The sequence below is a fragment of the Streptomyces sp. NPDC008001 genome (assembly GCF_042958085.1).
In the GTDB taxonomy this organism is placed as follows: domain Bacteria; phylum Actinomycetota; class Actinomycetes; order Streptomycetales; family Streptomycetaceae; genus Streptomyces.
This window is the reverse complement of record NZ_JBIBIZ010000010.1, coordinates 207,665-233,153: the sequence shown is the minus strand read 5'-3', so window position 1 is coordinate 233,153 and position 25,489 is coordinate 207,665. Positions and strand designations below refer to the sequence as shown.

Below are 25,489 nucleotides of genomic sequence, written 5' to 3'. Positions count from 1 at the left end.
CGACGGCTCCTGTCAGGGCGGACCGAACCGAAAAGGGGAGGCGTGGGCACATGGGCATGAGCGTGACCATCTCTGCGGCGACCGATCTCGACGCCGAGCAGATCCTCAAACTCCAGTACCTCTGCTATCAGGGCGAGGCCGAGCTCTACGGCGACTACTCCATCGCGCCGCTCACCCAGACGCTCGCCGAGCTCCGTGCCGAACTGGGCGCGGGCTGCGTCCTGGTGGCGCGGCTCGGGGACGAGGTCGTGGGCGCGGTGCGCGGCGCAACCGGGCCCGGGGGCACGGCCGTGATCTCCGGGATGATCGTGCACCCCCGGATGCAGCGGCACGGCCTGGGCGGGCGGCTGCTGGCCGCGGTCGAGGCCCGGCTGGCGGCGGACGGCGCGACCCGCTTCCGGCTCGCCACCGGCCACCGCAACGAGGGGAACCTGCGCCTCTACCGCAAGTGGGGGTACGCGCAGGTCGCCACCGAGCAGGTCACGCGCAAGCTGACGCTGGTGACGATGGAGAAGGACGTACGGCACGAGGACGCACAGGACGACGCACAGCAGGAAGCGGCGTCCGGTGCGCGTGGGGGCGTCGCCGGCGCGGAGCTCGCGGCGAGCCGCTAGGCGGTCCGTGGCTGTGCCGCGCGGCGCAGCCACACCATCGCGGTCACCGGCAGGATGACCGGGATGAAGAGGTAGCCCATGCCGTAGTCCGACCAGACCGTGGCGTCGGGGAAGGCGGACGGCGCGACGAGCGTCCACGTGCCGACGACGAGGACGCCGGCCAGCTCCGCGGCGCAGCACACGAGGGCTGCCCTGCGGGCCGCCGGGCCGCCGCGGACCAGGGAGTACGTGATGAAGGCGTACACCGCCGCGGCGACGGCCGACAGCACGTAGGCGAGCGGGGCCCGGCCGAAGTCCAGGATCATCTGGACGATCGAGCGGGAGGCGGCGGCGACGGTGAAGACCCCGTAGAGCCACACCAGCAGCCGGCCCGGCCCTTCGCCGAGGTTGAAGCCCGGCTTGGCGGGGGCAGTCGGTTCGGTCACGGTCAGCCTCCCCAGATGTCGTAGAGCCGCACTTCGAGCACGGCGAGGATGATGCCGCCGGCCGCGACGGTGGCCGAGCCCCAGCGGGTCCGCTCCGCGAGCGACATGAAGCCCGCGGCGGGAACGGCCGCGGCCGAGCCGATGAGGTAGGCCAGGAAGATGGCGGTGCCCTGCTCGGGCTTGTCGCCGCCGGCCAGCCGCACCACGCCGATGACGAGCTGGGCGACCGCGAGGACGGTCACCACGGCCATGCCGATGAAGTGCCAGTCCTTGGTGGACTGGTCGCGGGAGAAGGCGAAACCGCACCAGGCGGCCAGCGCGAGGGCGGCCAGGCCGACCACGAGCGTCAGGGCGTCGATCACCGTGGCCGCCGCGCTGCCGGGGCGTGCGGATGGGGCTGGACAAGCATGGGACGACTTTAATGGCCCGCCCCGTCCGCACCGCGCTCGGCCCCGCGCCGGGCGCCGCCGGCCCGTGGCCTTGACCACAGGGGGCGGGGGCGGGGGCCGGCCCGAGGGGTCTTCCGCGCGGCCCGGCGGGTACGTCCGTGCAGGTCACCGGCGATTGCCGGACGGCTGGGAGATCGCCGGGAAGGTGCGTGCGCTGTCCACGGACCGGCCACTCGCGTCCGCTATTCGGACAGCCTTGGCCGACTCGCACATCCGTCTGTTTTACTTTCCCGCATGACCACGACGAGCAGCCGCACCTTTGCGACCGAGGCGATGACGACGCCCGGCGCTGCTCGCCGCATGTGTCGAATGTGTGACCGCTGAGGGCCCCCGTTCCGTGCCTCGCGCCCCGAAGCGAGACCCGTAGAGCCCGTCCCGCGTCCCACCGGACCGGACCGGAAAGCTCCGCCCCGCGTCACCAGGACTCCCCGAAGCCGCGACCCCGCTCGCGCCCGCCGGGGCACCCTATGCCGCGCTCCGCAATGAATGCCCGTGCCGGCCTCCTCACCGCCGCGCACTCGACAGTGACGGAAACCCCTGTGATCACCACTACGGGCCTGACAAAGGTCTACCGCTCACGCGGCCGCGAGGTCACCGCCCTCGACGGCGTCGACCTCCACGTCCGGGAGGGCGAGGTGTACGGCGTCGTCGGTCAGAGCGGCGCCGGCAAGTCGACCCTCATCCGCTGCGTCAACCTCCTGGAGCGCCCCAGCTCCGGCACGGTCACCGTGGCGGGACAGGACCTCACCGCCCTCGCCGGGCGCGGCAACCGCGCCGGTGCCGAGCTGCGGAAGGCGCGCAGCCGCATCGGCATGGTCTTCCAGCACTTCAACCTGCTCTCCTCGCGGACCGTGCAGTCCAACATCGAGCTGCCGCTGGAGATCCTCGGCGTCTCCGGCAAGGAGCGCGAGCGCAAGGCCCTCGAACTCCTCGACCTCGTCGGCCTCGCCGACAAGGCCAAGGCCTACCCCGGCCAGCTCTCCGGCGGCCAGAAGCAGCGGGTGGGCATCGCCCGCGCCCTCGCCGGCGACCCCAAGGTGCTGCTCTCCGACGAGTCGACCTCCGCGCTCGACCCGGAGACCACCCGCTCCATCCTCCAGCTGCTGCGCGACCTCAACCAGCAGCTCGGCCTGACCGTCCTCCTCATCACCCACGAGATGGAGGTCGTCAAGACGATCTGCGACTCCGCGGCCCTGATGAAGGGCGGCCGCGTCGTGGAGTCCGGCACCGTCTCCGAACTCCTCGCCACCCCCGGCTCCGAGCTCGCGGCCGAGCTGTTCCCCGTCGGCGGCGAGGCCTCCGGCCCGGATCGCACCGTCGTGGACGTCACCTTCCACGGCGACGCCGCGACCCAGCCGGTCATCTCCCAGCTCTCCCGCACGTACAACATCGACATCTCGATCCTGGGCGCCGCGATGGACACCGTCTGCGGCAAGCAGATCGGCCGGATGCGCATCGAGCTGCCCGGCCGCTTCGAGGAGAACGTCGTCCCGATCGGCTTCCTGCGCGAGCAGGGCCTCCAGGTGGACGTCGCCGACGTGAAGTCCCCGGCTCCGGCCGGCGCGCTCCTGAAGGATGGTGCCAAGTGACCTGGGCCGAGATGCAGCCCCTGCTGCAGAACGCGTGTCTGGACACCCTCTTCATGGTGTGGTGGTCCACCGTCTACACCATCCTCGGCGGCCTGCCGCTGGGCATCCTGCTGGTCCTCACCGACCGCGGCGGCCTGCTGCAGAACACCGTGGTCAACAAGGCCGTCGGCGTGGTCGTCAACCTCGGCCGCTCGCTGCCCTTCATCGTCCTCATGGTCTGGCTGATCCCCTTCAGCCGCTTCGTGGTCGGCACCTCCATCGGGCCGAGCGCCGCCGTCGTGGCCCTGGCCATCGGCGCGATCCCGTTCTTCGCCCGGCTGGTGGAGACCGCGCTCCGCGAGGTCGACCACGGCCTCGTCGAAGCCGTCCAGTCCATGGGCGGCGGCACCTGGACCGTGATCTTCAAGGTGCTGCTCCCGCAGGCCCTGCCCTCCGTCATCGCGGGCCTGACCACCACCGTCATCGCCCTCATCGGCTACTCCGCGATGGCCGGCGCGGTCGGCGGCGGCGGCCTCGGCAACCTCGCCATCGTCTACGGCTACCAGCGGTCCGAGACCGGCCTGATGAACATCACCATCGTGCTGCTCATCGTCATCGTCACCGCCGTCCAGCTCGCCGGAGACCTCGCCGTACGGACCCTCGCCCGGCGCGGCGGGCGGCAGGCGGCCCCCGCGGGGCTGCGCCGCCTGTGGGCCTCCGCACCCGCGGCGAAGCCCGCCGACCGGTCCGGGGCACAGCCCGCGGCGACCGTCCCCGCCCAGGCGGGGGCACCGGAGGCCGACCGGGCCTCCTGAACGCAAGACTTCCTGATCGGAGCTGATCAGGCCTGGCCGAGGGGCTCTTTGCCCCTCACCGCAGATCCACGAGCCCGGACCCTTTGCCGGGCGCAACACCTCGTGAACCCAGGAAAACCAGAAAGAGGGGCACTCTTCGTGCGTACCACCGTCAAGCTCACCGCCGCAGTCGCGGCCGCCGCCGCACTCACCCTCGGCCTGAGCGCGTGCAGCGCTCCGTCCGACACCTCCTCGTCCGGCAGCTCGTCGAAGAAGGGCAAGGACGCCGACCCGGCCGCCAAGCTCGTCGTCGCCGCCAGCCCGACCCCGCACGGCGACATCCTCAACTTCGTCCGCGACCACCTCGCGGAGAAGGCCGGCCTGAAGCTGGAGGTGAAGGAGTTCAACGACTACGTGCTCCCCAACACCGCCACGCAGAACGGCGAGGTCGACGCCAACTTCTTCCAGCACAAGCCGTACCTCGACGACTTCAACAAGAAGAACAAGACGGACATCGTCCCCGTCGTCAACGTCGAGATCGAGCCGCTCGGGCTGTACTCCGAAAAGGTAAAGAAGGCCGGCGACCTCGGCAGCGGCGCCACCGTCGCCGTGCCCAACGACGCCACCAACGAGGGCCGCGCCCTGAAGCTGCTGGCCGACAACGGCGTCATCGTCCTCAAGGACGGCGTCGGCGCCGCCGCCAAGCTCTCGGACATCAAGGACGACAAGGGCATCAAGTTCACCGAGCTCGAGGCCGCCCAGATCCCCACCCGCCTCGCCGACGTCGACGCCGCCGTCATCAACGGCAACTTCGCCATCGGCCACAAGCTCAACCCGGCCAAGGACGCCATCGCCCTGGAGAAGGCCGACGGCAACCCCTACGCCAACTTCCTCGCCGTGAAGAAGGGCAACGAGTCCGACCCGCGCGTCCAGAAGCTCGCCAAGCTCCTCAACTCCGACGAGGTGAAGAAGTTCATCGAGCAGAAGTTCAGCAACGGTGCCGTCCTCCCCGCCTTCGGCGCAGTGAAGGGCTGACCCCGGCAGCCCCTTCCGGCACCACAACCGCCCCTGTGGCCCCAGGCCCCGCGCACGCGACGACGTGCGCGGGGCCTACGCGCTTGGCGCACGCACGCATCGATGCTGCATGCTGGTGCACTCAAGCCCGGACCGCCCCGTCCCGAGCCCATCTCCCCGGCGTTGGAGCAGCACATGACATCCACCTTCCCGGACATCTCCATCAGTACGGACCGGCTGGTGCTGCGCCCGTTCGAGGCCCAGGACGTGCCCGCGCTCGCGGAGATGATGAGCGACGAACTCGTCACCGCATGGACCTCCGTACCGCACCCCTACACCACCGCCCACGCCCGTGACTGGGCCCTGCGCGAGGCCCCCGCCGAGCGCACCTCCGGGCGCGGAATCGTCTTTGCGGTCACCGAGTTCCTCACCCACCGCCTCGTCGGCTGCGTCCACCTCCACCACATCGACTGGCGCGCCCTCTCCGCCGAGGCCGGCTACGTCGTCGCCCCCTGGGCCCGCGGCGAGGGCTACGCCTGCGAATCCGTCCTCGCCGTCGCCGAGTGGCTCTTCCGGGACCAGAAGTTCGAGCGCCTGGAGCTGCGCACCGCAGCCGACAACACCGCCTCCCAGCAGGTCGCGCAGAAGATCGGCTGCATCAGCGAAGGAGTGCTGCGCAACGCCTGGATAGGACGCGGCCGCACCCGGGACGGCGGGTGGACCGAGGTCCGCTCCGACCTCATCATCTGGAGCCTCCTCCCCGAGGACCTCGACGAAATGCGCGAACAGCCCGTGGGCGACCCCGGGTACGCCGCGGCCTTCCGCGACTGGTCGTAGCGCCGCCCCGGCAACCGGAGCCGGAAGGTCCGGACCAGCACGGGGTACGCTCGCCCTGCCCGACACGGCAAGAACCACCCGGAACCCCGGACCCGCAGAACAAGCCCAGGAGAATGACGACGATGGCCGACCGGGTCACGGTGATCGGGTGGGACGGCTCACCACTCACGGACGCGGCCCGCTCCGCCCTGGCCGCCGCCACCCTCGTGGCCGGCGCGGCCCACCACCTGGCACTGCCCGAGATCCCGCCCGCCGCCGAACGCGTCCGCCTCGGCAGCGTCGACCTCGCCGCCCGCCGCATCGCCGGCCACCGCGGCTCCGCCGTGGTCCTCGCCGACGGCGACCCCGGCTTCTTCGGCGTCGTCCGCACCCTGCGCGCCCCCCAGCACGGCCTCGAAGTCGAAGTCGTGCCCGCCGTCTCCGCCGTCGCCGCCGCCTTCGCCCGCGCCGGCATGCCCTGGGACGACGCCCAGGTCGTCGTCGCCCACAGCCGCGACCTGCGCCGCGCCGTCAACGTCTGCCGCGCCCACCCCAAGGTCGCCGTCCTCACCTCGCCCGGCGCCGGCCCCGCCGAACTCGCCCTCCTCCTCGGCGACGTCCACCGCACCTTCGTCATCTGCGAGGAACTCGGCACCGAGCGCGAACAGGTCACCGTCCTCACCTCCGACAAGGCCCCCGACCACCACTGGCGCGACCCCAACGTCGTCATCGTCATCGGCGGCAGCGGCACCACCGGGCCCGCCGCCGTCCCCGGCTGGGGCGCCACCCGGCCCCGCGCCGGCGGCGGCTGGATCGCCGGCCGCGACCCCGGCTACCCCCCGGCCGTCCGCGGCTGGGCCCTCCCCGCCGACGCCTACGGCAGCGACCTCGGCGAGGGCGAGGCCACCGAACTGCGCGCCGCCCAACTCGCCCGCCTCGGCCCCCGCGTCGGCGACCTCGTCTGGGACATCGGCTCCGGCAGCGGCGCCGCCGCCGTCGAGGCCGCCCGCTTCGGCGCAGCCGTCATCGCCGTCGACCGCGACCCCGACGCCTGCGCCCGCGCCATGGCCGTCGCCCGCCGCTACGGCGTCCAGCTCCAGGTCGTCCACGGATCCGCCCCCCAGGTCCTGGAGGACCTCCCCGAACCCGACGTCGTCCGCGTCGGCGGCGGGGGCCCCGCCGTCGTCGCCGCCTGCGCCGCCCGCCGCCCCGAGCGCATCGTCGCCCACGCCGCCACCCGCGACGAGGCCGAAGCCGTCGGCCGCGCCCTCGCCGAGGGCGGCTACGGCGTCGAATGCACGCTCCTCCAGGCCGTCGGGCTCGACCCCGTCGCCTGGTCCGAGCGCGAACGGTCCGTCGCCTTCCTGCTGAGCGGACGCCGCACCCACCTGTGACCCCGCCGCGCCGGGCGCGGGGTAGGCTGGCGGATCGTTGTACCGCCCCCTCGGTGTCCGACACCACAGTCGTCAATGTCCCGAACGCACCCTCCTTTTGGCGGGAGCACGGCAAGGTAGGGGCGGGCGACGTACAACGTGCCGCGAGGCACGGACGCTCGTTCTTGACTATGGGCGTGAGCGGTTGGAAGGAGCACTACCGATGGGCGAGGGGTACGCATGACCGACACCGGCCAGTTCCCGGGCGAGGGACAGCCGGAGAACGCAGGCGCGCTGCCCGGCCATCCGTTCCCCGCGGACGCCGCAGCCCCTGCCGACCCCGGTGCCCCGGCCGCGTTCACGTTCCTCGACCACGGGGACGTCACCGAGGCGGACGGCGCCGACGAGGACGACCTCCTGCTCATGCCGGGCGCCCAGGGCGCCTGGATGGAACAGCCCGCCGTCCAGGGCGGCACGCACGAGAGCGGCGGGCGCGACACCGGCTCCGTCGACTACGGCGACGTCCGCCTGCCCCCCGCCGCTCCCGCGGCCCCGCGCCGCCCCCTGCACATGGGCCCGCCCGTCCCGGACCCCACCAGCGGAGTCGTCCGCTCCCTCGCCGACCGCGGCCCCGCCGCCCCGGCCCCCGCCGTCCGCCCGCCCGTCCCGCCGGCCGCGCCCGTACCGGGGCCCGAATACCTCGACGGCACCGCGGACGAGACGGGCCCTCAGCAGGCGCCGCGCCTCGGCGAGGTGCCGCAGCAGCAGCCGGGCACCTGGGACGCCCAGCCGCAGCCGCCGGCCGCGACGGCCTTCGTACCGTCCCAGGCAGCGGCCCCGGCCGCCCCCGCCGGTGACGCGCCGTCAACCGTCCCGGCCGACCCCGCCGGCCACCCGGCACCCCCGGCCGGTGCGACGTCGACCGGGCTCTCCGCCATCGACGCGGTGGTCGCCGCGGCGACCGGGCAGATCCAGGTTCCGGCGACTGCGGGTGCGGCTGCGCCGGCTCCGGAGACGACCGGGGAGACCGGGCAGCCCGGTGGCCAGGAGGCGGTTGCGGAGGCTGCGGCCGCCGTTGATGCCGCCGCTGCTCCGCACGCCGAGCCGCAGGTCGCTCCTACCGCCGACGCGGAGGCCGTGCCGGGCGGCGTAGCTGCCCCGCAGGCCGGTCAGCCGGCGGATGCCGCTGCCGAGGCTGCGGCCCAGGTCGTGCCGGATGGCGTGGCCGTTACGCAGGAGGGGCAGCCCGCAGCCCCTGTTGCCGACGCCGTTGCCGCTGTCGGTGCGGAGGCCGCGCAGGTCACGGACCCCGCTGTCCAGATGGCAGGCGATGCCGCTGCGGTGCCGCAGCCCGAGGCGCAGGTTCCTGTTGCCGCCGGTGCGGAGTTCGCGGCCGCTCCCGAGGACGGTCAGCCTGCAGACCCTGCAGCCGACGCCGCTCCGGCCGAGGCCGATACGCAGGTTGCTGCTCCCGTCGCCGCCGACGCTACGGCCGTTGCCCCGCACGCCGAGCCGCAGCCCGCCGCCCCCGTTGCTGCCGAGCCGTCGGCTCCGCAGGAGGGGCCGGTAGCCGCTCCCGACGCCGTGGCCGCTCCGCAGGACGGTCAGCCCGTGGACCCCGGTGCCGAGGCTGCCGCTTCGCATGCCGCGGCTTCCGCCGACGCCGCGCCCGTAGTACCCGTAGTAGGGGACGCCTCTGCGGATGCCCCGCAGGCCGTGCAGCCCGCTGAGGCCGGCACCGAGCCCGCTGCCGAGGCCGTACAGCCTGCGGTAGAGGCTCCGGTCGAGGCCCCGCAGGCCGTGCAGCCCGCCGTGGACGCTCCGGCTGACGCCCCGCAGGCCGCGCAGCCCGCTGAGGCCGCTGCCGAGGCCGCTCCGCAGGTCGTACAGCCTGCGGTGGAGGTCCCGGTCGACGTCCCGCAGGCCGTGCAGGCCACCGAGGTCGCTGCCGATGCTGTTCCGCAGGCTGAACAGCCCGCGGTGGATGCTCCGGCTGACGTCCCGCAGGCCGCGCAGACCGCTGAGGTCGCTGCCGACGCCGCTCCGCAGGCCGTACAGCCTGCCGCAGAGACTCCGGCCGACGCCCCGGAGGCGGTGCAGTCCACCGAGGCCGCTGCCGACGCTGTTCCGCAGGCTGAGCAGCCCGCCGTGGGTGCTCCGGCTGACGTCCCGCAGGCCGTGCAGCCTGCTGTGGACGCTTCGGCCGTTGCCCCGCAGGTCGCGCAGCCTGCCGTGGAGGTACCGGTCGACGCCCCGCAGACCGCCGAGCTCGCTGCCGACGCCGTTCCGCAAGCGGAGCAGCCGGCCGTGGACGCTTCGGCCGATGCCCCGCAGGTCGCGCAGCCCGCGGCGGATGCTTCGGCCGATGCTCCGCAGGCTGAACAGCCCGCCCCGGCCGCTCCGGCTGACGCCCCGCAGGTCGTACAGCCTGCTGAGGTCGCTGCCGACGCCGTTCCGCAGGCCGTACAGCCCGCCGCCGACGCTTCAGCCGACGCCGCGCAGGCCGCGCAGCCTGCCGTGGAGGTACCGGTCGACGCCCCGCAGACCGCGCAGCCCGCCGAGGTCGCCGCCGACGGCGCCCCGCAAGCCGTACAGCCCCCCGCCGACGCTCCGGCCGACGCCTCGCAGGCAACGGGCCCCACCGACGCCGCTGCCGAGCCCGCTGCCGATGCCGTTCCGCAGGCCGCGCAGCCGGCCGTGGAGGCTTCGGTCGATGCTCCGCAGGCTGAACAGCCCGCCCCGGCCGCTCCGGCTGACGCCCCGCAGGCCGTGCAGCCCGCCGCCGACGCTCCGGCCGATGCCCCGCAGGCAGTGGCCCCCACCGACGCCGGTGCCGAGCCCGCTGCCGAGGCCGACGCCGTTCCGCCGGTCGAGCTGCCCGTCCCGGCCGCTCCGGTCGGCACCCCGCCGGCCGAGCAGGCCGCTGACCCTGCCGCTCCCGAGGCCGGGCAGTCCGCTGACGCCCCGTCGGCCGGCAGCCCGCAGGAATCCGTCATCGCCCCGGCGCCCGGCCCGGAGGCCCCGCAGGCCGTCAGTGCCGACGCCACTGCCGACAACCCGTCCGCCCCGCACGCCCCCGGCGTACCGCAGCCCGAGCAGGCCACCATCTCCGAACCACAGGCACCCGAGACCGCGGCCGCAGCACAGACCCCGGCGGCCGACAGCAATTCGCAGACGCTGCAGCCCGCGCAGGCCGCAGCCGACCTGCCCGACCCGGCAGCAGCAGCCGACGGCGCCGGCGCCCAGCCCGTCGCCGAAGTCCGCATCCCCGCTCCCCAGCAGGCCCCGGACGAACCGGCCGTTCCGGCCGAGCAGGCCGTCACCGCGGGCGCAGCCGAAGCCGCCACCGACCCCGTCGTCGTCCCCGCGCCCCGCGCAGCGGAGCCGGCAGCGGAGCCCGCGGCCGAGCCCGTCCCCGCCGCCACCGGCTACGGCGACGCCGAGCGCGAGGCCGTCCACCGGGTCATGCGGGAGCGGCGCGACATCCGCAACGGCTTCCGTACGGACCCCATCCCGCACGAGGTGCTGCTGCGCGTCCTGGAGGCCGCGCACACCGCCCCGAGCGTCGGGCACTCCCAGCCCTGGGACTTCGTCGTCATCCGCTCCGCGGAGACCCGGCAGGCCATGCACGAGCTGGCCCAGCGCCAGCGCGACGCGTACGCGAAGTCGCTGCCGAAGGGCCGGGCCAAGCAGTTCAAGGAACTGAAGATCGAGGCGATCCTCGAGACGCCCGTCAACATCGTCGTCACCGCCGACCCCACCCGCGGCGGCCGCCACACCCTCGGCCGGCACACCCAGCCGCAGATGGCGCCGTACTCCTCCGCGCTCGCCGTGGAGAACCTGTGGCTCGCCGCCCGCGCCGAGGGCCTCGGCGTCGGCTGGGTCAGCTTCTTCGACGAGCGCGAGATGGTCCGCGCCCTCGGCCTGCCCGAGCACCTGGAGGTCGTCGCCTACCTGTGCGTCGGGTACGTCGACGAGTTCCCGGACGAGCCCGAGCTGATGCAGGCCGGCTGGTCCAAGCGCCGCCCGCTGTCGTGGGTCGTCCACGAGGAGGAGTACGGGCGCCGCGCCCTGCCCGGCGAGGAGCCGCACGACCTGCTCGCCGAGACGCTCCGCGGCATCCGCCCGCTCGACGCCAAGGCGCTCGGCGAGGCCTGGGAGCGGCAGAAGCGGATGACGAAGCCGTCCGGCGCGCTCGGCATGCTGGAGATCATCTCCGCGCAGCTGTGCGGCCTGTCGCGCAAGTGCCCGCCGCCGATCCCCGAGCCCGCCGCCGTCGCGATCTTCGCGGGCGACCACGGCGTGCACGCCCAGGGCGTCACGGCGTGGCCGCAGGAGGTCACCTCGCAGATGGTCGCCAACTTCCTGGGTGGCGGGGCCGTGTGCAACGCCTTCGCCAACCAGGTCGGCGCCGAGATCTGCGTCGTGGACGTCGGCGTCGCGGGCGACCTGCCCAGCACCCCCGGCCTCCTGCCGCGCAAGATCCGGCCCGGCACGGACGACTTCACCGCGGGCCCCGCCATGTCCCGCGAGGAGGCGATGCACGCCCTGGAGGTGGGCATCGAAACCGCCCGTGACCTGGTCGCGGCCGGCAACAAGGCGCTGCTGACCGGCGAGATGGGCATCGCCAACACCACCGTGTCGGCCGCCCTCATCTCCGTCTTCACCGGCGCCGACCCGGCCGAGATCACCGGCCGCGGCACCGGCATCAACGACGAGATGCACGCCCGGAAGATCGATGTCGTCCGGCGCGCGCTCGAACTCCACCAGCCGGACCCGAAGGACCCCATCGGCGTCCTCGCCGCGATCGGCGGCCTGGAGCACGCGGCCCTCGTCGGCCTGATCCTCGGCGGCGCATCGCTGCGCACGCCGGTGATCCTGGACGGCGTGAGTGCCGGTGCGGCCGCCCTCGTGGCCCGGGCGATCGCCCCCGAGGCGCTCGCGGCCTGCATCGCCGGCCACCGCAGCGCCGAACCGGGCCACGTCGCCGCCCTGACGAAGCTGGGCCTGCGCCCCCTGGTCGACCTGGACCTCCGTCTGGGCGAGGGCACGGGCGCGCTGCTGGCGCTGCCCGTCGTCCAGAGCGCCGCGCGGGCGATGCACGAGGTCGCCACGTTCGACGCGGCCGGCGTCACCGAGAAGAGCTGACCCGGCGGGGAGACAGCCCCGAGAACGCCCCCGGTCGCCGGGCGGGCCCGAAGAGAGCCCGCCCGGCGACCGCCGCGTCACCACCCGGCCCGCACCGGCCGCGGGCCCGCGCATGCCCCGAAGGCACCCGGCCCCATAAGGTGTCCCTGATCAGCCGCTCCGGCGCCGCAGCGGCATGCACTTCGCACGAGGAGACCGCATCCCATGGTTTCGCACGCCGCGCACGCGGACACGGCCGCTTACCCCGTCGGACTGCGCCTCGCCGGCCGCCGCGTCGTCGTGCTCGGCGGCGGCCAGGTCGCCCAGCGCCGGCTCCCCGCCCTGATCGCCGCCGGCGCCGACGTCCTGCTGATCTCCCCGTCCGCCACCCCCTCCGTCGAGGCCATGGCCGAGGCCGGAGAGGTGCGCTGGGAGCGCCGCCGCTACGCCGACGGCGACCTCGACGGCGCCTGGTACGCCCTGATCTCCACCGACGACCCCGACGCCAACCGGGCCGCCTCCGCCGAGGCCGAGGCCCGCCGCGTGTGGGCCGTGCGCAGCGACGACGCGGACGCCGCGTCCGCCTGGACGCCCGCCACGGGCCGCAGCGAAGGCGTGACCGTCGCCGTCCTCACCGGCCGCGACCCCCGCCGCTCCGCCGCCGTCCGCGACGCCATCGTCGAGGGCCTGCGCGACGGTTCCCTGACCGCCCCGCACTTCCGCACCCACCCCGCCGCGGGCCACGTCGCCCTCGTCGGCGGCGGCCCCGGCGACCCCGACCTCATCACCGTGCGCGGCCGCCGCCTCCTCTCCCAGGCCGACGTCGTCATCGCCGACCGCCTCGGCCCGCGCGACCTCCTCGACGAGCTCCCCCCGCACGTCGAGGTCATCGACGCCGCGAAGATCCCGTACGGCCGCGCCATGGCCCAGGAAGCCATCAACAACGCCCTGATCGAGCACGCCCGCGCCGGCAAGTCCGTCGTGCGCCTCAAGGGCGGCGACCCCTACGTCTTCGGCCGCGGCATGGAGGAGGCCCAGGCGCTCGCCGAGCACGGCATCCCCTGCACCGTCGTCCCCGGCATCTCCAGCACCATCAGCGTCCCCGGCGCCGCCGGCATCCCCGTCACCCACCGCGGCGTCGCCCACGAGTTCACCGTCGTCAGCGGCCACGTCGCCCCCGACGACCCGCGCTCCCTGGTCGACTGGGAGGCCGTCGCCCGGCTCCGCGGCACGCTCGTCCTGCTGATGTCCGTCGAGAACATCGCGGCCATCGCCGGGACCCTCGTCCGCCACGGCCGGCCCGCCGGCACCCCCGTCGCCGTCGTGCAGGAGGGCACCACCGCCGCCCAGCGGCGCGTCGACGCGACCCTCGCCACCGTCGGCGAGCGCGTCAAGGCCGAAGGCATACGGCCCCCCGCGGTCATCGTCATCGGCGACGTCGTGACGGTCGGCACCGGCACCGGCCGCTGACGTCCCACCGCAACGCCCCGCGACCGAGCACCCGTACCGAGGACCGGACACCATGGCCGACATCATCACCATCGACGACCCCGCCGACCCGCGCCTGCACGACTACACCGGTCTGACCGACGTCGAGCTGCGCCGCCGCCGCGAACCCGCCGAAGGACTCTTCATCGCCGAGGGCGAGAAGGTCATCCGGCGCGCCCGCCACGCCGGGTACGAGATGCGTTCGATGCTGCTGTCCGCCAAGTGGGTCGACGTGATGCGCGACGTCATCGAGGAGGGGCCCGCCCCCGTCTACGCCGTGAGCCCCGAGCTCGCCGAACGGGTGACGGGCTATCACGTGCACCGCGGCGCCCTCGCCTCCATGCAGCGCAAGCCCCTCCCGACCGCGGCCGAGCTGCTGCGGACCACGCGCCGCGTCGCGGTCATGGAGGCCGTGAACGACCACACGAACATCGGGGCCATCTTCCGCAGCGCGGCGGCCCTCGGCATGGACGCGGTCCTGCTCTCCCCGGACTGCGCCGACCCCCTCTACCGGCGCTCGGTCAAGGTCTCCATGGGCGCCGTCTTCTCCGTGCCCTACGCGCGCCTGGAGACCTGGCCGCGCGACCTGGAGACCGTGCGCGAGGCGGGCTTCCGGATCCTGGCCCTCACCCCCGACGAGAAGGCCACGTCCATCGACGCGGCCGCGCCGCACCGCCTGGACCGCGTCGCGCTGATGCTCGGCGCCGAGGGCGAGGGCTTGTCCACGCGCGCCCTGATGGCGGCCGACGAATGGGTGCGCATCCCCATGGCCCACGGCATCGACTCGCTCAACGTGGGCGCGGCGGCGGCCGTGTCCTTCTACGCGGTGACGGCGGGCCGCCCGCAGGACTGACCCGGCGGAATCCGGGGAATCCAGGAAATCCGGAGAAGCCGGCGCCGGCCCGTACGCCCTGGGCCCTACTGCGGCAGCCGCACCGGCACGACGCCTTCGGCGAGGCCCAGGCCGCCGCCGGGAGCGGCTGAAAGCCCGTCGCTCCGGGACACGGAGTCATTCCGGGGCACCGAGTCGTTCCGGGACACGGAGGGGTGCTGCCGCAAGCCGTCCGGGCGCCGGTCCGGCCCCTGGCACCCCTGCGCCACGGCGATGCCCAGCGCGACCAGCAGCGTTACCACGATGAAGACGGTCACCCGCTGCCGCAGCAGCCGCGGATCCCGCGGCGGCCGCCGGGCCCCGGTGCCCGTGCCCGTCCGCGCCGGAGTCTGCCCGCCGCGCCGGGCCGCGGCCCCTGCGGCACCCCGGGCGGCCTGCCCGCGCGCACCGTTCGCACGGGGCGGCCGCGCGGCCGGCCGGCGACCGGGCTCGGGCCGGCTCTGCGGGGGGTGAAGTGGCGCCGGCGCCTTGACGGTGGGACGTTCGGTGCGCTGCTCCGCGTACTCCGCGGCCCGCCGGTCCGCCGGCCGCTCGGGCTCGCGGCGCGTCAGGGGATGCCGCCCCTCGGAGAGGCCGTGCGCCTCCCGGGCCGCGATCTCCTTCAGCCGCAGGGACAGCTGCAGCGTGCTCGGCCGCTCCTCGGGATCCTTGGCCAGGCAGGCGTGGATCAGCGGCGCCAGCGCGTCCGGCACGGCCATGAGCTGCGGTTCCTCATGGACGACCCGGTAGAGCATGACCTCCGAACTGCCCTGGCCGAAGGGGGAGTCCGCGGTCGAGGCGTAGGCCAGCGTCGCGCCGAGCGCGAAGACGTCCGTGGCGGGGGTGACGGCGGCGCCCCGGACCTGCTCGGGCGCGAGGAAGCCGGGCGAGCCGACCGCCGTGCCCACGTGCGTGAGCGTGCTCGCGCCCGTCGCCCACGCGATGCCGAAGTCGATGATGCGCGGGCCCTTGGGGGACAGCAGGATGTTCGACGGCTTGAGGTCCCGGTGCACCACGCCCGCGTCGTGCACGGCCAGCAGGCCCTCCGCCAACGCCGCCCCGATGGACGCGGTCTGAGCCGCCGACAGCGGCCCCTCCTCGTTCACCTTGTCGTGCAGCGAGGGCCCGGGGACGTACTGCGTCGCGAACCAGGGGCGGTCCGCGTCCAGGTCGGCGGCCACCAGCCGCGCCGTACAGCCGCCGCGGATCCGCCGGGCCGCCTGCACCTCGCGCGCGAAACGCGAACGGAACTCCTGGTCCTCGGCGAGATCCGGCCGGATCACCTTCAGCGCCACGCGCTGCCCGCGCCGGTCGGAGCCGAGGTACACCACGCCCATGCCGCCCGCGCCGAGCCGGCGGTGAAGCCGGAACGAGCCGACGACACGCGGGTCCTCGCGCCGGAGCCGCATCATCGCCATCTTCATCCCCGCTGCCCGGTCCGTCTGACGTGGCACAGCTTACGGATTGAGCGGCGGGCGCGCTGATAGGCCGCGCATGCGTCGGCAAGTGGATTGCGCGCACCCGGTTCGAGCGGGCGCCCGCGGGCCCGGCCCGGCCGCCGCGCACCCCCCGCGCGGGGGAGCGGGACCAAAGGGCCGCCCCGGCACGGGGATTGGGCCCGCTCCGGGCCCGGGGCCGCACGTTCTGCACGAGGTGGGAGGGGTGTCTGTGACGGGTGCGGCGAGCAGGGGAGGGGCCGCCGGAGCAGTGAAGATCATTACGGCGCGGGGTGGCCCGGACGTGAGCGAAACCACACCCAGCAGGGCGGTTCCCGGACATCTCGGGGGCGCCCCCTCCGGGAAGACCCCAAGGGGCGTGCCACCGGTCTCCAACCAGGGGAGTAGCCGCCGGGGGCCCGCTCATCCTCCCGGATGCCCGCCAATCGGTACGAGGGCATGACGCCCGCCCGGACCCGCGCACCTAGATTGGAGAACGAGCGGCGGGTGCAGCACTCGTCCCCCGAGGTCGGACGCCCGCCGCTCGTGCGACTTCACGGGCAGGGGACAGGCATACAACGGGAGCGGAACCATGGCGGACACGGCGGGACGCACCGTCAGCCGGGCACGCGGCCACCGCGCCGCCGACCTGGCGGCCGGTCTGGTCGGGGGCCTCTTCGCGCCGCGGACCGGGGACACCCGGCACCCGCTGGTCGCGGCGGCCATGGTGCTGCCCCTGGCGGCGCTCCTCGCCTTCCTCTTCGGCGGCTGGGACGCCGTCGTCACACAAGCGTCGTCCGTCGCCGGAATGCTGGGGCGCTGAGCGCCCAGGGCCCGGGAGAGCGGCCCGGGCCGGGGACAGGCCGGTGGATGAAACCCCGTGGGGACGGGGGTACGGCGGACGGCACGAAGGGCCGGGCACCTGGGGAGGCGCCCGGCCCTTCGTACTGCTCCCGGCACGGCGCGTCCTGCCCGCCGGCACGTTCCGCCCAGTGCACGTTCTGCCTGCGGAAACGGCCGGAGGCCGGAGCCCTTGAGCCCCGGCCTCCGGCCGATCGGTGTGCGCGATACTGGGATTGAACCAGTGACCTCTTCCGTGTCAGGGAAGCGCTCTCCCGCTGAGCTAATCGCGCGGGAAGGTCCATGAGGACCCTGGTGGACGATACTGGGATTGAACCAGTGACCTCTTCCGTGTCAGGGAAGCGCTCTCCCGCTGAGCTAATCGTCCGGGATGTGCACTGCGTTTTCGCAGGTACGGCGTGCGCGATACTGGGATTGAACCAGTGACCTCTTCCGTGTCAGGGAAGCGCTCTCCCGCTGAGCTAATCGCGCGGGAAGGTCCGTGAAGACCCTGGTGGACGATACTGGGATTGAACCAGTGACCTCTTCCGTGTCAGGGAAGCGCTCTCCCGCTGAGCTAATCGTCCTTGGAGGTGGAGACGGGATTTGAACCCGTGTAGACGGCTTTGCAGGCCGTTGCCTCGCCTCTCGGCCACTCCACCAGGAGTGCGGGGGTCCGGGAAGATCCCCCAACTCGAGCGGACGACGAGACTCGAACTCGCGACATCCACCTTGGCAAGGTGGTGCTCTACCAACTGAGCTACGTCCGCAGTGTCCCTCCGGTCCGCTTCCGCGTCCCGGCGACGTGTTGAACTCTAGCGGATTCCAGCGCCAGCTCAAATTCCGTTTCCGCAGCGTGCTGCCCTGATTGTTCGCCCGGGCCGCTCCGGACGGCCCCGCCATAGACTCGATGACGTGCACAGCTTCCCCCCGAGCCTCCCTCCGATGGCCCGCTTCGGCGGCCTCCTTGCCACCGATCTGCGCGACGTCACCCGCGACCCGGCAGCCCTGGAGTCCACGGGCTGGTGGGCGGTGGTCGCGGACTACGAGGGGCGGCTGACCTGCGCGCGCTTCGGTGACGTCCGGCCCGCGCCGCCCCTCCCCGCGGACCCCGCCCGGTGGCGCGGCCCGGCCGCCGGCGACTGGACGAGCTCCCTGGACCGCGCCGCCTACACCGCGGGCGTCCGCCGCATCCGCGAGCACATCGCGGCCGGCGAGGTCTACCAGGCCAACCTCTGCCGCGTCCTCAGCGCGCCCCTGCCCGACCCCGCCGCGGCCGACGTCGACGCCCTCACCGCCCTCCTCGCGCGCGACAACCCCGCCCCGTACGCGGGCTGCATCCGGCTCCCCGCCCACGGCGTCGAGGTCGCCACCGCCTCGCCCGAGCTCTACCTGCGCCGCACCGGCCGCACCGTCGAGTCCGGGCCCATCAAGGGCACCGGCCGCACCGCCGCCGACCTCCTGGAGAAGGACCACGCCGAGAACGTGATGATCGTGGACCTCGTCCGCAACGATCTCGGACGGGTCTGCACCACCGGCTCCGTGACCGTCCCCGCGCTCTGCGTGGTGGAGCCCCACCCCGGGCTCGTCCACCTCGTCTCCACCGTCCGCGGCAGGCTCGCCGACGACGCCGGGTGGGCCGAGCTGTTCTCGGCCACCTTCCCGCCCGGCTCGGTCACCGGCGCCCCCAAGGAGAGCGCGCTGCAGATCATCGACGCCCTGGAGACCGCCCCCCGCGGCCCCTACTGCGGCGGGATCGGCTGGGTCGACGCCGACCGCCGCACCGGCCAGCTCGCCGTCGGCATCCGCACCTTCTGGATCGACCGAACCGCCGCCCCCGGCCCCGTCCTCCGCTTCGGCACCGGAGCCGGCATCACCTGGGGCTCCGACCCCGAGCGCGAGTGGGCCGAGACGGAACTCAAGGCTTCCCGGCTGCTCGCGATAGCGTCGGGCACCCATCAGCCGCTCGGAGGGACGATCCGGTGACGATCTGGCTCAACGGTTCCCTGCACGACACCGACAGCGCGCGCGTCTCGGTCCTCGACCACGGCCTGACCGTCGGCGACGGCGTCTTCGAGACCCTCAAGGCCGTCCGGGGCCGCCCGTTCGCCCTGACCCGCCACCTCGCCAGGCTGACCGCCTCCGCCCGCGCCCTCGGCCTGCCCGAACCCGACCCGGACGAGATCCGCACCGCCTGCGCCGCCGTCCTCGGCGCCAACCCCGTACCGCTCGGCCGTCTGCGCATCACCTACACCGGCGGGCTCGCCCCGCTCGGCTCCGAGCGCGGCGCCGCCCGCCCCACCCTCGTCGTCGCCGTCGCGGAGACGACCCGGCCCCCCGGCGCGACCTCCGTCGTGACCGTCCCCTGGACCCGCAACGAACGCGGCGCCCTGGCCGGAGTCAAGTCCACCTCCTACGGCGAGAACGTCGTCGCCCTCGCCCGCGCCAAGGAGCACGGCGCCACCGAGGCCCTGCTCGCCAACACCGCCGGGGCGCTCTGCGAGGGCACCGCCTCCAACGTCTTCGTCGTCCTCGACGGAGAACTGCACACCCCGCCCCTCGCCTCCGGCTGCCTCGCCGGCATCACCCGCGCCCTCGTCCTCGAATGGGCCGGAGCCCGGGAGACCGAGCTGCCCTACGAGGCCCTGGAGCGCGCCGAGGAGATCTTCCTGACCTCCTCCCTCCGCGACGTCCAGGCCGTGCGCGCCGTCGACGGCCGGGAGCTGCCCGCGGCGCCCGGCCCGGTCACCGCCAAGGCCGCCCGGATCTTCGAGGAGCGGGCGGCGGCGGACCTCGACCCGTAGACCCGGCCCCCGGGCGGGCAGGACGTGCACAAACCCCGTGACGCGGGGCCGCCGGGCCGGTACAACACCAAGGTGACCACCACCCTGCGGCCCACCGCACCCGAGCAGCGCGGCCCCGGCGGCGCCCGGTCCCGTTCCTACGAGGTCTGCGTCAACAGCAGGCCCGTCGGCGCCGTCGACCTGGCCACCGACGACCGGTTCGGTCCGGCCGCCGGGCGCATAGTCAGGCTCACCATCGACGAGCGCGACCGGCACCGCGGCCGCGGCACCGTCGCCGCGCTCGCCGCCGAGGAGGTCCTGCGCGGCTGGGGCTGCACCCGCATCGAGGTGTCCGTCGACGCGGGCGCCGGCGTGGGGCTCGGCCTCGCGGTTGCCCTCGGCTACACCGAGCGCAACCGCAACATGGCCAAAACGCTGACCGCCGCCCCCCGGCTGCCCGAGGGCACCGAAGGACGGCGGATGACCGAAGCCGAATACCCCGGCTGGCGAGAGGCCTCACGCGCCGGCTTCGCCCAGGATCTGATCGACCGCGGCGTCCCGGCCGACCAGGCCCGCGCCAAGGCCGATGCCGACGAGCGCGCCCTGCTGCCCGGCGGCCTGCACACCGCCGGCGCGCTGCTGCGGGTCCTCACCCACCGCGGCACCGCCGTCGGCATCCTCTGGCTGGCCCTGCGCGACGCCGCCACGGGCGAGCCGGAGGGCTACGTCTTCGACGTCGAGGTCGCGCCCGCGCACCGGGGCAAGGGGCACGGCAGGTCGCTGATGCTGCTGGCCGAGGCCGAGGCGCTCGCACACGGCGCGCGGACCCTCGGCCTCAACGTCTTCGCCGGCAACACACCGGCCCTGCGGCTGTACGAGTCGCTGGGCTACGAGCCCACCGCGTTCCACCTGTACAAGCCGTTGTTCTGAGCTGTTCTGAGAGCGCGGCCTACGCGAGGAGCCGGTCCGCGATCTCCTCGATCCGCTCGCGCAGCCCGTCCTGGTTCTTGCTGCCGTCCAGCAGCTCGCCGCCGATGACGTACGTGGGCGTGCCCGTCACGCCGATCGCCTTGCCCTCGGCCTGGTCCGCGTCCACGATCAGCATGTGGCGGCCGTCGACGAGGGCGGTGTCGAGCTCCTCGGCGTCCAGCCCCAGCTCGCGGGCCACCTCGGTCAGCAGGTCCTCGCCGCGCGCGGCCAGCTCCTCGGTCCGCGCCAGCACGGCCTCTGCGTACGCCCAGTCCTGCCCCTGTTCGGCCGCCTCCTCCGCGGCCTGCGCGGCGGCGTAGGAGTGCTTGTGCTTCTCCAGGGGGAAGTGCCGCAGCCGCAGCTCCAGCCGGTCGCCGTAGCGTGCGCGCAGGGCACGCAGGTCGTCCAGGGCGGCACGGCAGTCGGGGCACTGCAGCTCGCACCACACGTCGAGGGTGACGCGGGCGGTGTCGGTCTCACTCATGCGGCCAGTCTTCCAGGCTGCGGGGGCGGCGGCTTTCCGGGCCCCTCCGGCCGGCCGGAGGCCGCGTCGGGGTCATCCCCCAGTTCTCCCTGAGCTCGTCGTCCGGCCATGGCCCCTCCGGCGGCGGGCGGTGCACGATGGAAGGGCCGGACCCGGCAGCGACGTCCCAGGAGGAGTCCGATGCTGACCTCGACCATCTGCGCCGCGGTGTCCGCGGCGGGCCTCGGCATCGCCGCGCTCACGGCCTACCGCAAGCGCTTCCTCGCGGCGACCCGCATCGCGGCCTTCTCCCTCGTCCCCATCGGGCTCGTCCTGACCGGCGTCGTCGACTGGCTCACCGACATCGTCCTCAAGCCCAGCGTCTGGGCCGGCTTCGGGATCCTCGCACTCTCCGCCCTGCTGTTCATGGCGAGCCGGGCGGCCGAACGGCGCGGCGCCGGGAGCGGCCGCAAGGAGCGCAAGGCCGCTGCCGCCGCTGCGCAGCGCGACGCCATGGCCCCCGCCGCCTCCGCTCCGTCACTGGGCCCGGGCAGCGGCGCGGGCCGTCCGCAGGGCAAGGCGAAGAAATCGGCCGACGGCGAGGACTTCTCGGATATCGAGGCGATTCTCAAGAAGCACGGAATATGACGGGCCGTCCGCTCCGCGGGCGACGGGGACACTGTCTGCAGATACCATTTTCCGGATAATTCACCGGGCATGTATCGGCGTGTGCAGCGGGGGCGTATCCGGATGCGTATGCCGCGCCCTTTCCGGAATTTCCTGCCCGCCTGCCGGAATCGAAGCGCTTGAGGCACGGCTCTCCGGGCCGGGCGTCCTCAGACCACCGCGCCGGAGCCCTCGGCCTCGGCGTCCCGCCGCCGCGCCCGGTACGCCGCCACGTGCAGCCGGTTCCCGCAGGTGCGGCCGTCGCAGTAGCGCCGCGAGCGATTGCGGGACAGGTCCACGAAGGCGTGCCCGCAGTCCGGGGCGTGGCAGCGCCGCAGCCGGTCCCGTTCGCCCGCGACCAGCAGGAACGCCAGCGCCATGGCGCCGTCGGCCGCCAGGTTCTCGGCCACCGACGCCCCGGGCGCGAAGTAGTGCACGTGCCAGTCGTAGCCGTCGTGCGCGTTCAGCTGCGGCGTCGTCCCGGCCTCGGCCACCAGCTCGTTGATCAGCCGGGCCGCCTCGCCCGTGCTCGTCGCGTCGAAGACCTGCCCGAACCGCTCGCGTATCGACTGCACCGCCGCGATGTCCCGCTCCTGCAGCACGACCCCGGTGATCCCGTGCCGCGCCACGAAGGCGCGCAGCTCCGCCAGGTCCTGCGGACCCGTGTTGAGGAGATCGACGACGGAGCCGAGCGCGGCCTTGGTGTCGTGGTTGATCTGCACGTTCGTTCGCTCCCTGGCCGGACGGAGGCGGCAAGTGTTCGACCGCGGCCCACGACCTTACTGGCTGGGCGGCATCCGCGCGGCTCCGCAGCGCGACGGCGCCGCCGCCCGCGGAGCGCTCCGCGGACGACGGCGCCGTGCCGTGCCCTGTGTGCGAGATGTGGCGCGCAGCCTCCCCGAGTGGGCTGGCGCGCTCCGGGTCGGCCCCGGCCTGGGCTCAGCTCTCCGCAAGGATGTGGGAGAGCTCCGTGTCCAGGTCGAAGTGACGGTGCTCGGTGCCCGGCGGCACCGCGGCGTCCGTCCGCTTGAGGAACGACTCCAGGGCCCGCGCGGGGGCCTCCAGCAGGGCCTCGCCCTCAGGGGAGCTGAGCGCGATGCACACGACGCCCTGTCCGTGGCTGCGGGACGGCCAGACACGGACGTCGCCGGTGCCGGTGGGCCGGTGCAGCCCTTCGGCGAGCAGATCGCGGGCGAACACCCATTCGACGGTTTCTTCGGCTCCGGTGTGGAACGTGGCGTGCACGGCATACGGGTCGGCCGTGTCGTACCGCAGGCCTGCGGGGACAGGCAGTGAGGATTCGCTCGACACGACGAGGCGCAAGTGCAGCTCGCAGCTGACCGTGGTGTTCATAAGCGCCAGGGCCTTTCGCTCAGTGTGCGCTCGGGGATTCGCACGTCGGCGAAATCGACATGCCACCTACGGTGCCGTTGTAAACCCCTCTGACCGTTTTGAGGCTGTTCGGATACCTCGGACGGCCCAGTCGCCCGGGCGGGAATACCGCCATTCCGGTGAGTTCCGGATCGGTCCGGTAGGTTGGGGTGTATGAATGCGGAGAGTGACCGGCGGCAGGATCCCGCCGCCTCGGGGGACGGGCCGCCGGCCGGGGACGCGGACGGGCCCGGGCTCGGATCGCGCGCCCCCCACTTCATCAAGCGCTCACGGGCGCTGCACCTGAGCTGGCAGGTCGGCGTCTTCGTCGTCGGCCTGGCCGTCGTCGTCGCGGGCATCATCATGCTGCCCCTGCCCGGCCCCGGCTGGCTCGTGATCTTCGCGGGCATGGCGATCTGGGCGACGGAGTTCGTCTGGGCCCAGCTCGTCCTGCGCTGGACCAAGCGCAAGGTCACCGAAGCGGCCCAGCGCGCCCTCGACCCCCGGGTCCGGCGGCGGAACATCATCCTCACCGTGACCGGCCTGGTGATCGCCGGCGCGCTCCTCGGGATCTACCTGTGGAAGTTCGGCATGGTCATGCCCTGGAAGGTGCACGGCTAGGCAGCAGCAGGACAGCGGCCGGGCGTGCGGCCGGACGGCCCGGCACCGGTTCAAGGCACCGTCTGACATGCGGTAATGTTTGCGGTGCGCCCGGGCGATTAGCTCAGCGGGAGAGCGCTTCGTTCACACCGAAGAGGTCACTGGTTCGATCCCAGTATCGCCCACACAGGACCGAGGGTCCGCAAGGTTCACCCCTTGCGGACCCTCGGTCGTTTGGTGTCCGCTGGCCCCATGCCCTTCCCGGCCGCGGCCCTCGCCCGGGCCCACCGCTACCGCTTCCACGGCGCCTGGGCCCTCCCCGCCCCGCCCGACGCCGTCTACGCCCGCCTCGAAGCCGTCGACGGCTACCCCGCCTGGTGGCCGCAGATCCGCGAGGTCCACCGGGCCGACGCCACCTCCGGCGCCGCCCGCGTCCGCTCCTTCCTCCCCTACGACCTCGCCATGACCGTCCGCGCCACCCGGCACGACCCCGCCGCCCGCGTCCTCGAGATCACCATGACCGGCGACCTCGACGGCTGGGCCCGCTGGACCGTCCTCACCCGCGGCCCCGCCGCCTGCGCCGCCCGCTACGAGCAGGACGTCGAGATCCGCAAGCCCCTCCTCAGACGCCTCGCCCTGCCCGCCAGGCCCCTCTTCGCGGCCAATCACGCCTGGATGATGCGCAGCGGCCGGCGCGGCCTGCGGGCCCTGCTCGCCGGCAGGACGGCGGGGGAGCCGGGAGGGATTTGATGGAGGGCCGCCGCGACCTGTATTGTTCAGTGCGTTGCCGGGGGAAACCCCGCACGAATCCCGGGCGATTAGCTCAGCGGGAGAGCGCTTCGTTCACACCGAAGAGGTCACTGGTTCGATCCCAGTATCGCCCACACGCAGGCAAGGCCGGTCCGTCAAGCGACGGACCGGCCTTGTGCGTTACCCCTCCGGCCCGTACGGCATCCGCACCCCCGGCTCCATCCCCGCGGCTCCGCTCACGCCGCCGCCGGCAGCACCGGACGCAGCGGCCACGCCGGGTCGCAGGCCTCCTCCGCCCCGTTCCGCGCGAACCACGCCTGCAGACCCCGCGCCTGCGCCGCGTGCCACACCGTCTGCCGGGCGTGCAGCTCCGCCGGGCTCAGCCGCTCCAGCCGCGCCGCGAACCGGCGCCCCACCGCCCGCACCACCTGCAACGCCGCCAGCGCGTCCGACGCCGCGTCATGCGCATCCGCCAGCTCCACCCCGTACTGCGCGCACAGGTCCGTCAGCGTCCGCCGCCCCTTGCGGTAGCGGTCCAGGTGCTTGTCCAGCACCCACGGATCCATCACGCACAACGAGGCCGTCCCCAGATAGCCGGCCAGCGACGAAGCGCGGTGCCGCCGCAACTCGCGGTCCAGCAGCGTCAGGTCGAACGGCGCGTTCATCACCACCAGCGGCGTCCCGCGCGCCGCCTGCCCGGCCAGCGCCCGCGCCACCTCCTCCATGACCGGCGCGGGCCACCGGCCGTTCCGCTGCACATAGTCATCCGTCAGCCCGTGTATCGCCGTGGCACCCTCCGGCACCGGGACCCCCGGGTCGACCAGCCAGCGCGTCACGACCGGGGCGGACACGGCCGCCGACTGCACCACGAGGGCCGCCGACACGATCCTGTCGTGCTCGACGTCCACCCCGGTGGTCTCGGTGTCGAACGCGGCGAGTGGCCCCTCGAACCAGCACATCTTCACAACTCCTCGCACTTGCCCGGCGAATGGCGTGTTCCACCCTCCCCGGCAGGTGATACCCGGAGGCCAAGTCATGCGAACCGCCGTTGTTTGCACGGGAGTTGCAAAGG

The 25,489-nt window shown here is 73.9% G+C and carries 23 protein-coding genes and 8 tRNA genes; 18 read left to right on the top strand and 13 right to left on the bottom strand.

Features of this window, described 5'->3' with window-relative positions; genetic code table 11:
- Positions 1 to 50 precede the first annotated feature (50 nt).
- Entirely contained in the window at positions 51 to 614 is a 564-nt protein-coding gene (locus tag ACFZCD_RS27095) for a GNAT family N-acetyltransferase (protein WP_391835229.1), read from the top strand.
- Here the strand turns inward: ACFZCD_RS27095 and ACFZCD_RS27090 are convergent.
- Together ACFZCD_RS27090 and ACFZCD_RS27085 are read right to left on the bottom strand one after the other, a co-directional pair.
- Positions 611 to 1,045: a hypothetical protein gene (locus ACFZCD_RS27090; RefSeq protein ID WP_391835641.1), complete on the bottom strand. Its 435-nt coding sequence runs from the start codon at positions 1,043 to 1,045 to the stop codon at positions 611 to 613. The two genes, ACFZCD_RS27095 and ACFZCD_RS27090, sit on opposite strands and share 4 nt — an antisense overlap.
- Positions 1,042 to 1,401, bottom strand: coding sequence for a hypothetical protein (locus ACFZCD_RS27085; protein WP_391835227.1), 360 nt, complete (start codon positions 1,399 to 1,401; stop codon positions 1,042 to 1,044). Before ACFZCD_RS27085 ends, ACFZCD_RS27090 begins: the two co-directional genes overlap by 4 nt.
- Before the next feature lie 569 nt (positions 1,402 to 1,970).
- Here ACFZCD_RS27085 and ACFZCD_RS27080 point away from each other — a divergent pair.
- The 8 genes from ACFZCD_RS27080 to ACFZCD_RS27045 all read left to right on the top strand — a co-directional run bounded on the left by ACFZCD_RS27080 (position 1,971) and on the right by ACFZCD_RS27045 (position 14,521).
- Positions 1,971 to 3,077 (top strand): methionine ABC transporter ATP-binding protein, encoded by a 1,107-nt coding sequence (locus ACFZCD_RS27080; RefSeq protein WP_391835225.1) that lies wholly within the window; start codon positions 1,971 to 1,973, stop codon positions 3,075 to 3,077.
- Positions 3,074 to 3,871 (top strand): methionine ABC transporter permease, encoded by a 798-nt coding sequence (locus ACFZCD_RS27075; RefSeq protein WP_391835223.1) that lies wholly within the window; start codon positions 3,074 to 3,076, stop codon positions 3,869 to 3,871. The genes ACFZCD_RS27080 and ACFZCD_RS27075 overlap by 4 nt, the downstream gene beginning before the upstream one ends.
- Positions 3,872 to 4,009: 138 nt before the next feature.
- Positions 4,010 to 4,885, top strand: coding sequence for a MetQ/NlpA family ABC transporter substrate-binding protein (locus ACFZCD_RS27070; protein ID WP_391835221.1), 876 nt, complete (start codon positions 4,010 to 4,012; stop codon positions 4,883 to 4,885).
- A gap of 174 nt (positions 4,886 to 5,059) precedes the next feature.
- Positions 5,060 to 5,701 (top strand): GNAT family N-acetyltransferase, encoded by a 642-nt coding sequence (locus ACFZCD_RS27065; protein ID WP_391835219.1) that lies wholly within the window; start codon positions 5,060 to 5,062, stop codon positions 5,699 to 5,701.
- Positions 5,702 to 5,823: 122 nt separating this feature from the next.
- Entirely contained in the window at positions 5,824 to 7,074 is a 1,251-nt protein-coding gene (gene cbiE, locus ACFZCD_RS27060; protein ID WP_391835217.1) for a precorrin-6y C5,15-methyltransferase (decarboxylating) subunit CbiE, read from the top strand.
- Positions 7,075 to 7,293: 219 nt separating this feature from the next.
- On the top strand, positions 7,294 to 12,201 hold the full coding sequence (gene cobT, locus ACFZCD_RS27055; RefSeq protein WP_391835215.1) for a nicotinate-nucleotide--dimethylbenzimidazole phosphoribosyltransferase: 4,908 nt from the start codon (positions 7,294 to 7,296) through the stop codon (positions 12,199 to 12,201).
- A 204-nt stretch (positions 12,202 to 12,405) separates the two neighbouring features.
- On the top strand, positions 12,406 to 13,650 hold the full coding sequence (gene cobA / locus ACFZCD_RS27050) for a uroporphyrinogen-III C-methyltransferase (protein ID WP_391835213.1): 1,245 nt from the start codon (positions 12,406 to 12,408) through the stop codon (positions 13,648 to 13,650).
- A 52-nt stretch (positions 13,651 to 13,702) separates the two neighbouring features.
- Positions 13,703 to 14,521, top strand: a complete 819-nt coding sequence (locus tag ACFZCD_RS27045) for a TrmH family RNA methyltransferase (protein WP_391835211.1) — start codon at positions 13,703 to 13,705, stop codon at positions 14,519 to 14,521.
- A 65-nt stretch (positions 14,522 to 14,586) separates the two neighbouring features.
- Here the strand turns inward: ACFZCD_RS27045 and ACFZCD_RS27040 are convergent, their stop codons facing one another.
- A complete protein-coding gene (locus ACFZCD_RS27040; protein WP_391835639.1) occupies positions 14,587 to 15,957 on the bottom strand; it encodes a serine/threonine-protein kinase in 1,371 nt (456 codons plus the stop codon).
- Positions 15,958 to 16,567: 610 nt separating this feature from the next.
- On the opposite strand from ACFZCD_RS27040, the gene ACFZCD_RS27035 reads away from it, so the two are divergent.
- The gene (locus ACFZCD_RS27035) at positions 16,568 to 16,798 is read left to right on the top strand and encodes a hypothetical protein (RefSeq protein WP_391835209.1); all 231 of its coding nucleotides are present in this window, start codon (positions 16,568 to 16,570) and stop codon (positions 16,796 to 16,798) included.
- 238 nt (positions 16,799 to 17,036) lie between these two features.
- Here ACFZCD_RS27035 and ACFZCD_RS27030 read toward each other — a convergent pair.
- The 6 genes from ACFZCD_RS27030 to ACFZCD_RS27005 form a co-directional block, all read right to left on the bottom strand.
- Positions 17,037 to 17,108, bottom strand: a tRNA-Val gene (locus ACFZCD_RS27030).
- 20 nt (positions 17,109 to 17,128) lie between these two features.
- Positions 17,129 to 17,203, bottom strand: a tRNA-Val gene (locus ACFZCD_RS27025).
- 32 nt (positions 17,204 to 17,235) lie between these two features.
- Positions 17,236 to 17,307: transfer RNA gene (locus ACFZCD_RS27020), tRNA-Val, on the bottom strand.
- A 20-nt stretch (positions 17,308 to 17,327) separates the two neighbouring features.
- Positions 17,328 to 17,402, bottom strand: a tRNA-Val gene (locus tag ACFZCD_RS27015).
- Between the two features lies 1 nt (position 17,403).
- Positions 17,404 to 17,477 (bottom strand) — tRNA-Cys (locus tag ACFZCD_RS27010).
- Between the two features lie 35 nt (positions 17,478 to 17,512).
- Positions 17,513 to 17,585, bottom strand: a tRNA-Gly gene (locus ACFZCD_RS27005).
- A gap of 175 nt (positions 17,586 to 17,760) precedes the next feature.
- Between ACFZCD_RS27005 and ACFZCD_RS27000 the strand changes: the two genes are divergently transcribed.
- The 3 genes from ACFZCD_RS27000 to ACFZCD_RS26990 all read left to right on the top strand — a co-directional run bounded on the left by ACFZCD_RS27000 (position 17,761) and on the right by ACFZCD_RS26990 (position 20,528).
- Positions 17,761 to 18,801, top strand: a complete 1,041-nt coding sequence (locus ACFZCD_RS27000; RefSeq protein ID WP_391835637.1) for a chorismate-binding protein — start codon at positions 17,761 to 17,763, stop codon at positions 18,799 to 18,801.
- Complete coding sequence (locus ACFZCD_RS26995) at positions 18,798 to 19,619, top strand: aminotransferase class IV (protein WP_391835207.1); 822 nt, start codon at positions 18,798 to 18,800, stop codon at positions 19,617 to 19,619. Before ACFZCD_RS27000 ends, ACFZCD_RS26995 begins: the two co-directional genes overlap by 4 nt.
- A 72-nt stretch (positions 19,620 to 19,691) precedes the next feature.
- Positions 19,692 to 20,528: a GNAT family N-acetyltransferase gene (locus ACFZCD_RS26990; protein ID WP_391835205.1), complete on the top strand. Its 837-nt coding sequence runs from the start codon at positions 19,692 to 19,694 to the stop codon at positions 20,526 to 20,528.
- A gap of 19 nt (positions 20,529 to 20,547) precedes the next feature.
- Here ACFZCD_RS26990 and ACFZCD_RS26985 read toward each other — a convergent pair whose 3' ends face one another.
- A complete protein-coding gene (locus tag ACFZCD_RS26985) occupies positions 20,548 to 21,051 on the bottom strand; it encodes a DsbA family protein (protein ID WP_391835203.1) in 504 nt (167 codons plus the stop codon).
- A gap of 180 nt (positions 21,052 to 21,231) precedes the next feature.
- Here ACFZCD_RS26985 and ACFZCD_RS26980 point away from each other — a divergent pair, with 180 nt between their 5' ends.
- Positions 21,232 to 21,678 (top strand): hypothetical protein, encoded by a 447-nt coding sequence (locus tag ACFZCD_RS26980; protein WP_391835201.1) that lies wholly within the window; start codon positions 21,232 to 21,234, stop codon positions 21,676 to 21,678.
- Between the two features lie 188 nt (positions 21,679 to 21,866).
- Here the strand turns inward: ACFZCD_RS26980 and ACFZCD_RS26975 are convergent, their stop codons facing one another.
- The gene (locus ACFZCD_RS26975; protein WP_391835199.1) at positions 21,867 to 22,418 is read right to left on the bottom strand and encodes a CGNR zinc finger domain-containing protein; all 552 of its coding nucleotides are present in this window, start codon (positions 22,416 to 22,418) and stop codon (positions 21,867 to 21,869) included.
- A 217-nt stretch (positions 22,419 to 22,635) separates the two neighbouring features.
- Positions 22,636 to 23,049 carry an SsgA family sporulation/cell division regulator gene (locus ACFZCD_RS26970; protein WP_003959770.1) on the bottom strand — a complete coding sequence of 138 codons (414 nt, stop codon included), beginning with the start codon at positions 23,047 to 23,049 and terminating at the stop codon, positions 22,636 to 22,638.
- Between the two features lie 192 nt (positions 23,050 to 23,241).
- Here ACFZCD_RS26970 and ACFZCD_RS26965 point away from each other — a divergent pair, with 192 nt between their 5' ends.
- The 4 genes from ACFZCD_RS26965 (at position 23,242) to ACFZCD_RS26950 (ending at position 24,551) form a co-directional block, all read left to right on the top strand.
- Positions 23,242 to 23,688, top strand: a complete 447-nt coding sequence (locus ACFZCD_RS26965) for a TIGR02611 family protein (RefSeq protein ID WP_391835197.1) — start codon at positions 23,242 to 23,244, stop codon at positions 23,686 to 23,688.
- A gap of 92 nt (positions 23,689 to 23,780) precedes the next feature.
- Positions 23,781 to 23,852: transfer RNA gene (locus tag ACFZCD_RS26960), tRNA-Val, on the top strand.
- A gap of 67 nt (positions 23,853 to 23,919) precedes the next feature.
- Positions 23,920 to 24,417, top strand: coding sequence for an SRPBCC family protein (locus tag ACFZCD_RS26955; protein WP_391835195.1), 498 nt, complete (start codon positions 23,920 to 23,922; stop codon positions 24,415 to 24,417).
- 62 nt (positions 24,418 to 24,479) lie between these two features.
- Positions 24,480 to 24,551 (top strand) — tRNA-Val (locus ACFZCD_RS26950).
- 102 nt (positions 24,552 to 24,653) lie between these two features.
- On the opposite strand, the gene ACFZCD_RS26945 is transcribed toward ACFZCD_RS26950, so the two are convergent.
- Positions 24,654 to 25,376 (bottom strand): exonuclease domain-containing protein, encoded by a 723-nt coding sequence (locus ACFZCD_RS26945; RefSeq protein ID WP_391835193.1) that lies wholly within the window; start codon positions 25,374 to 25,376, stop codon positions 24,654 to 24,656.
- Positions 25,377 to 25,489 lie beyond the last annotated feature (113 nt).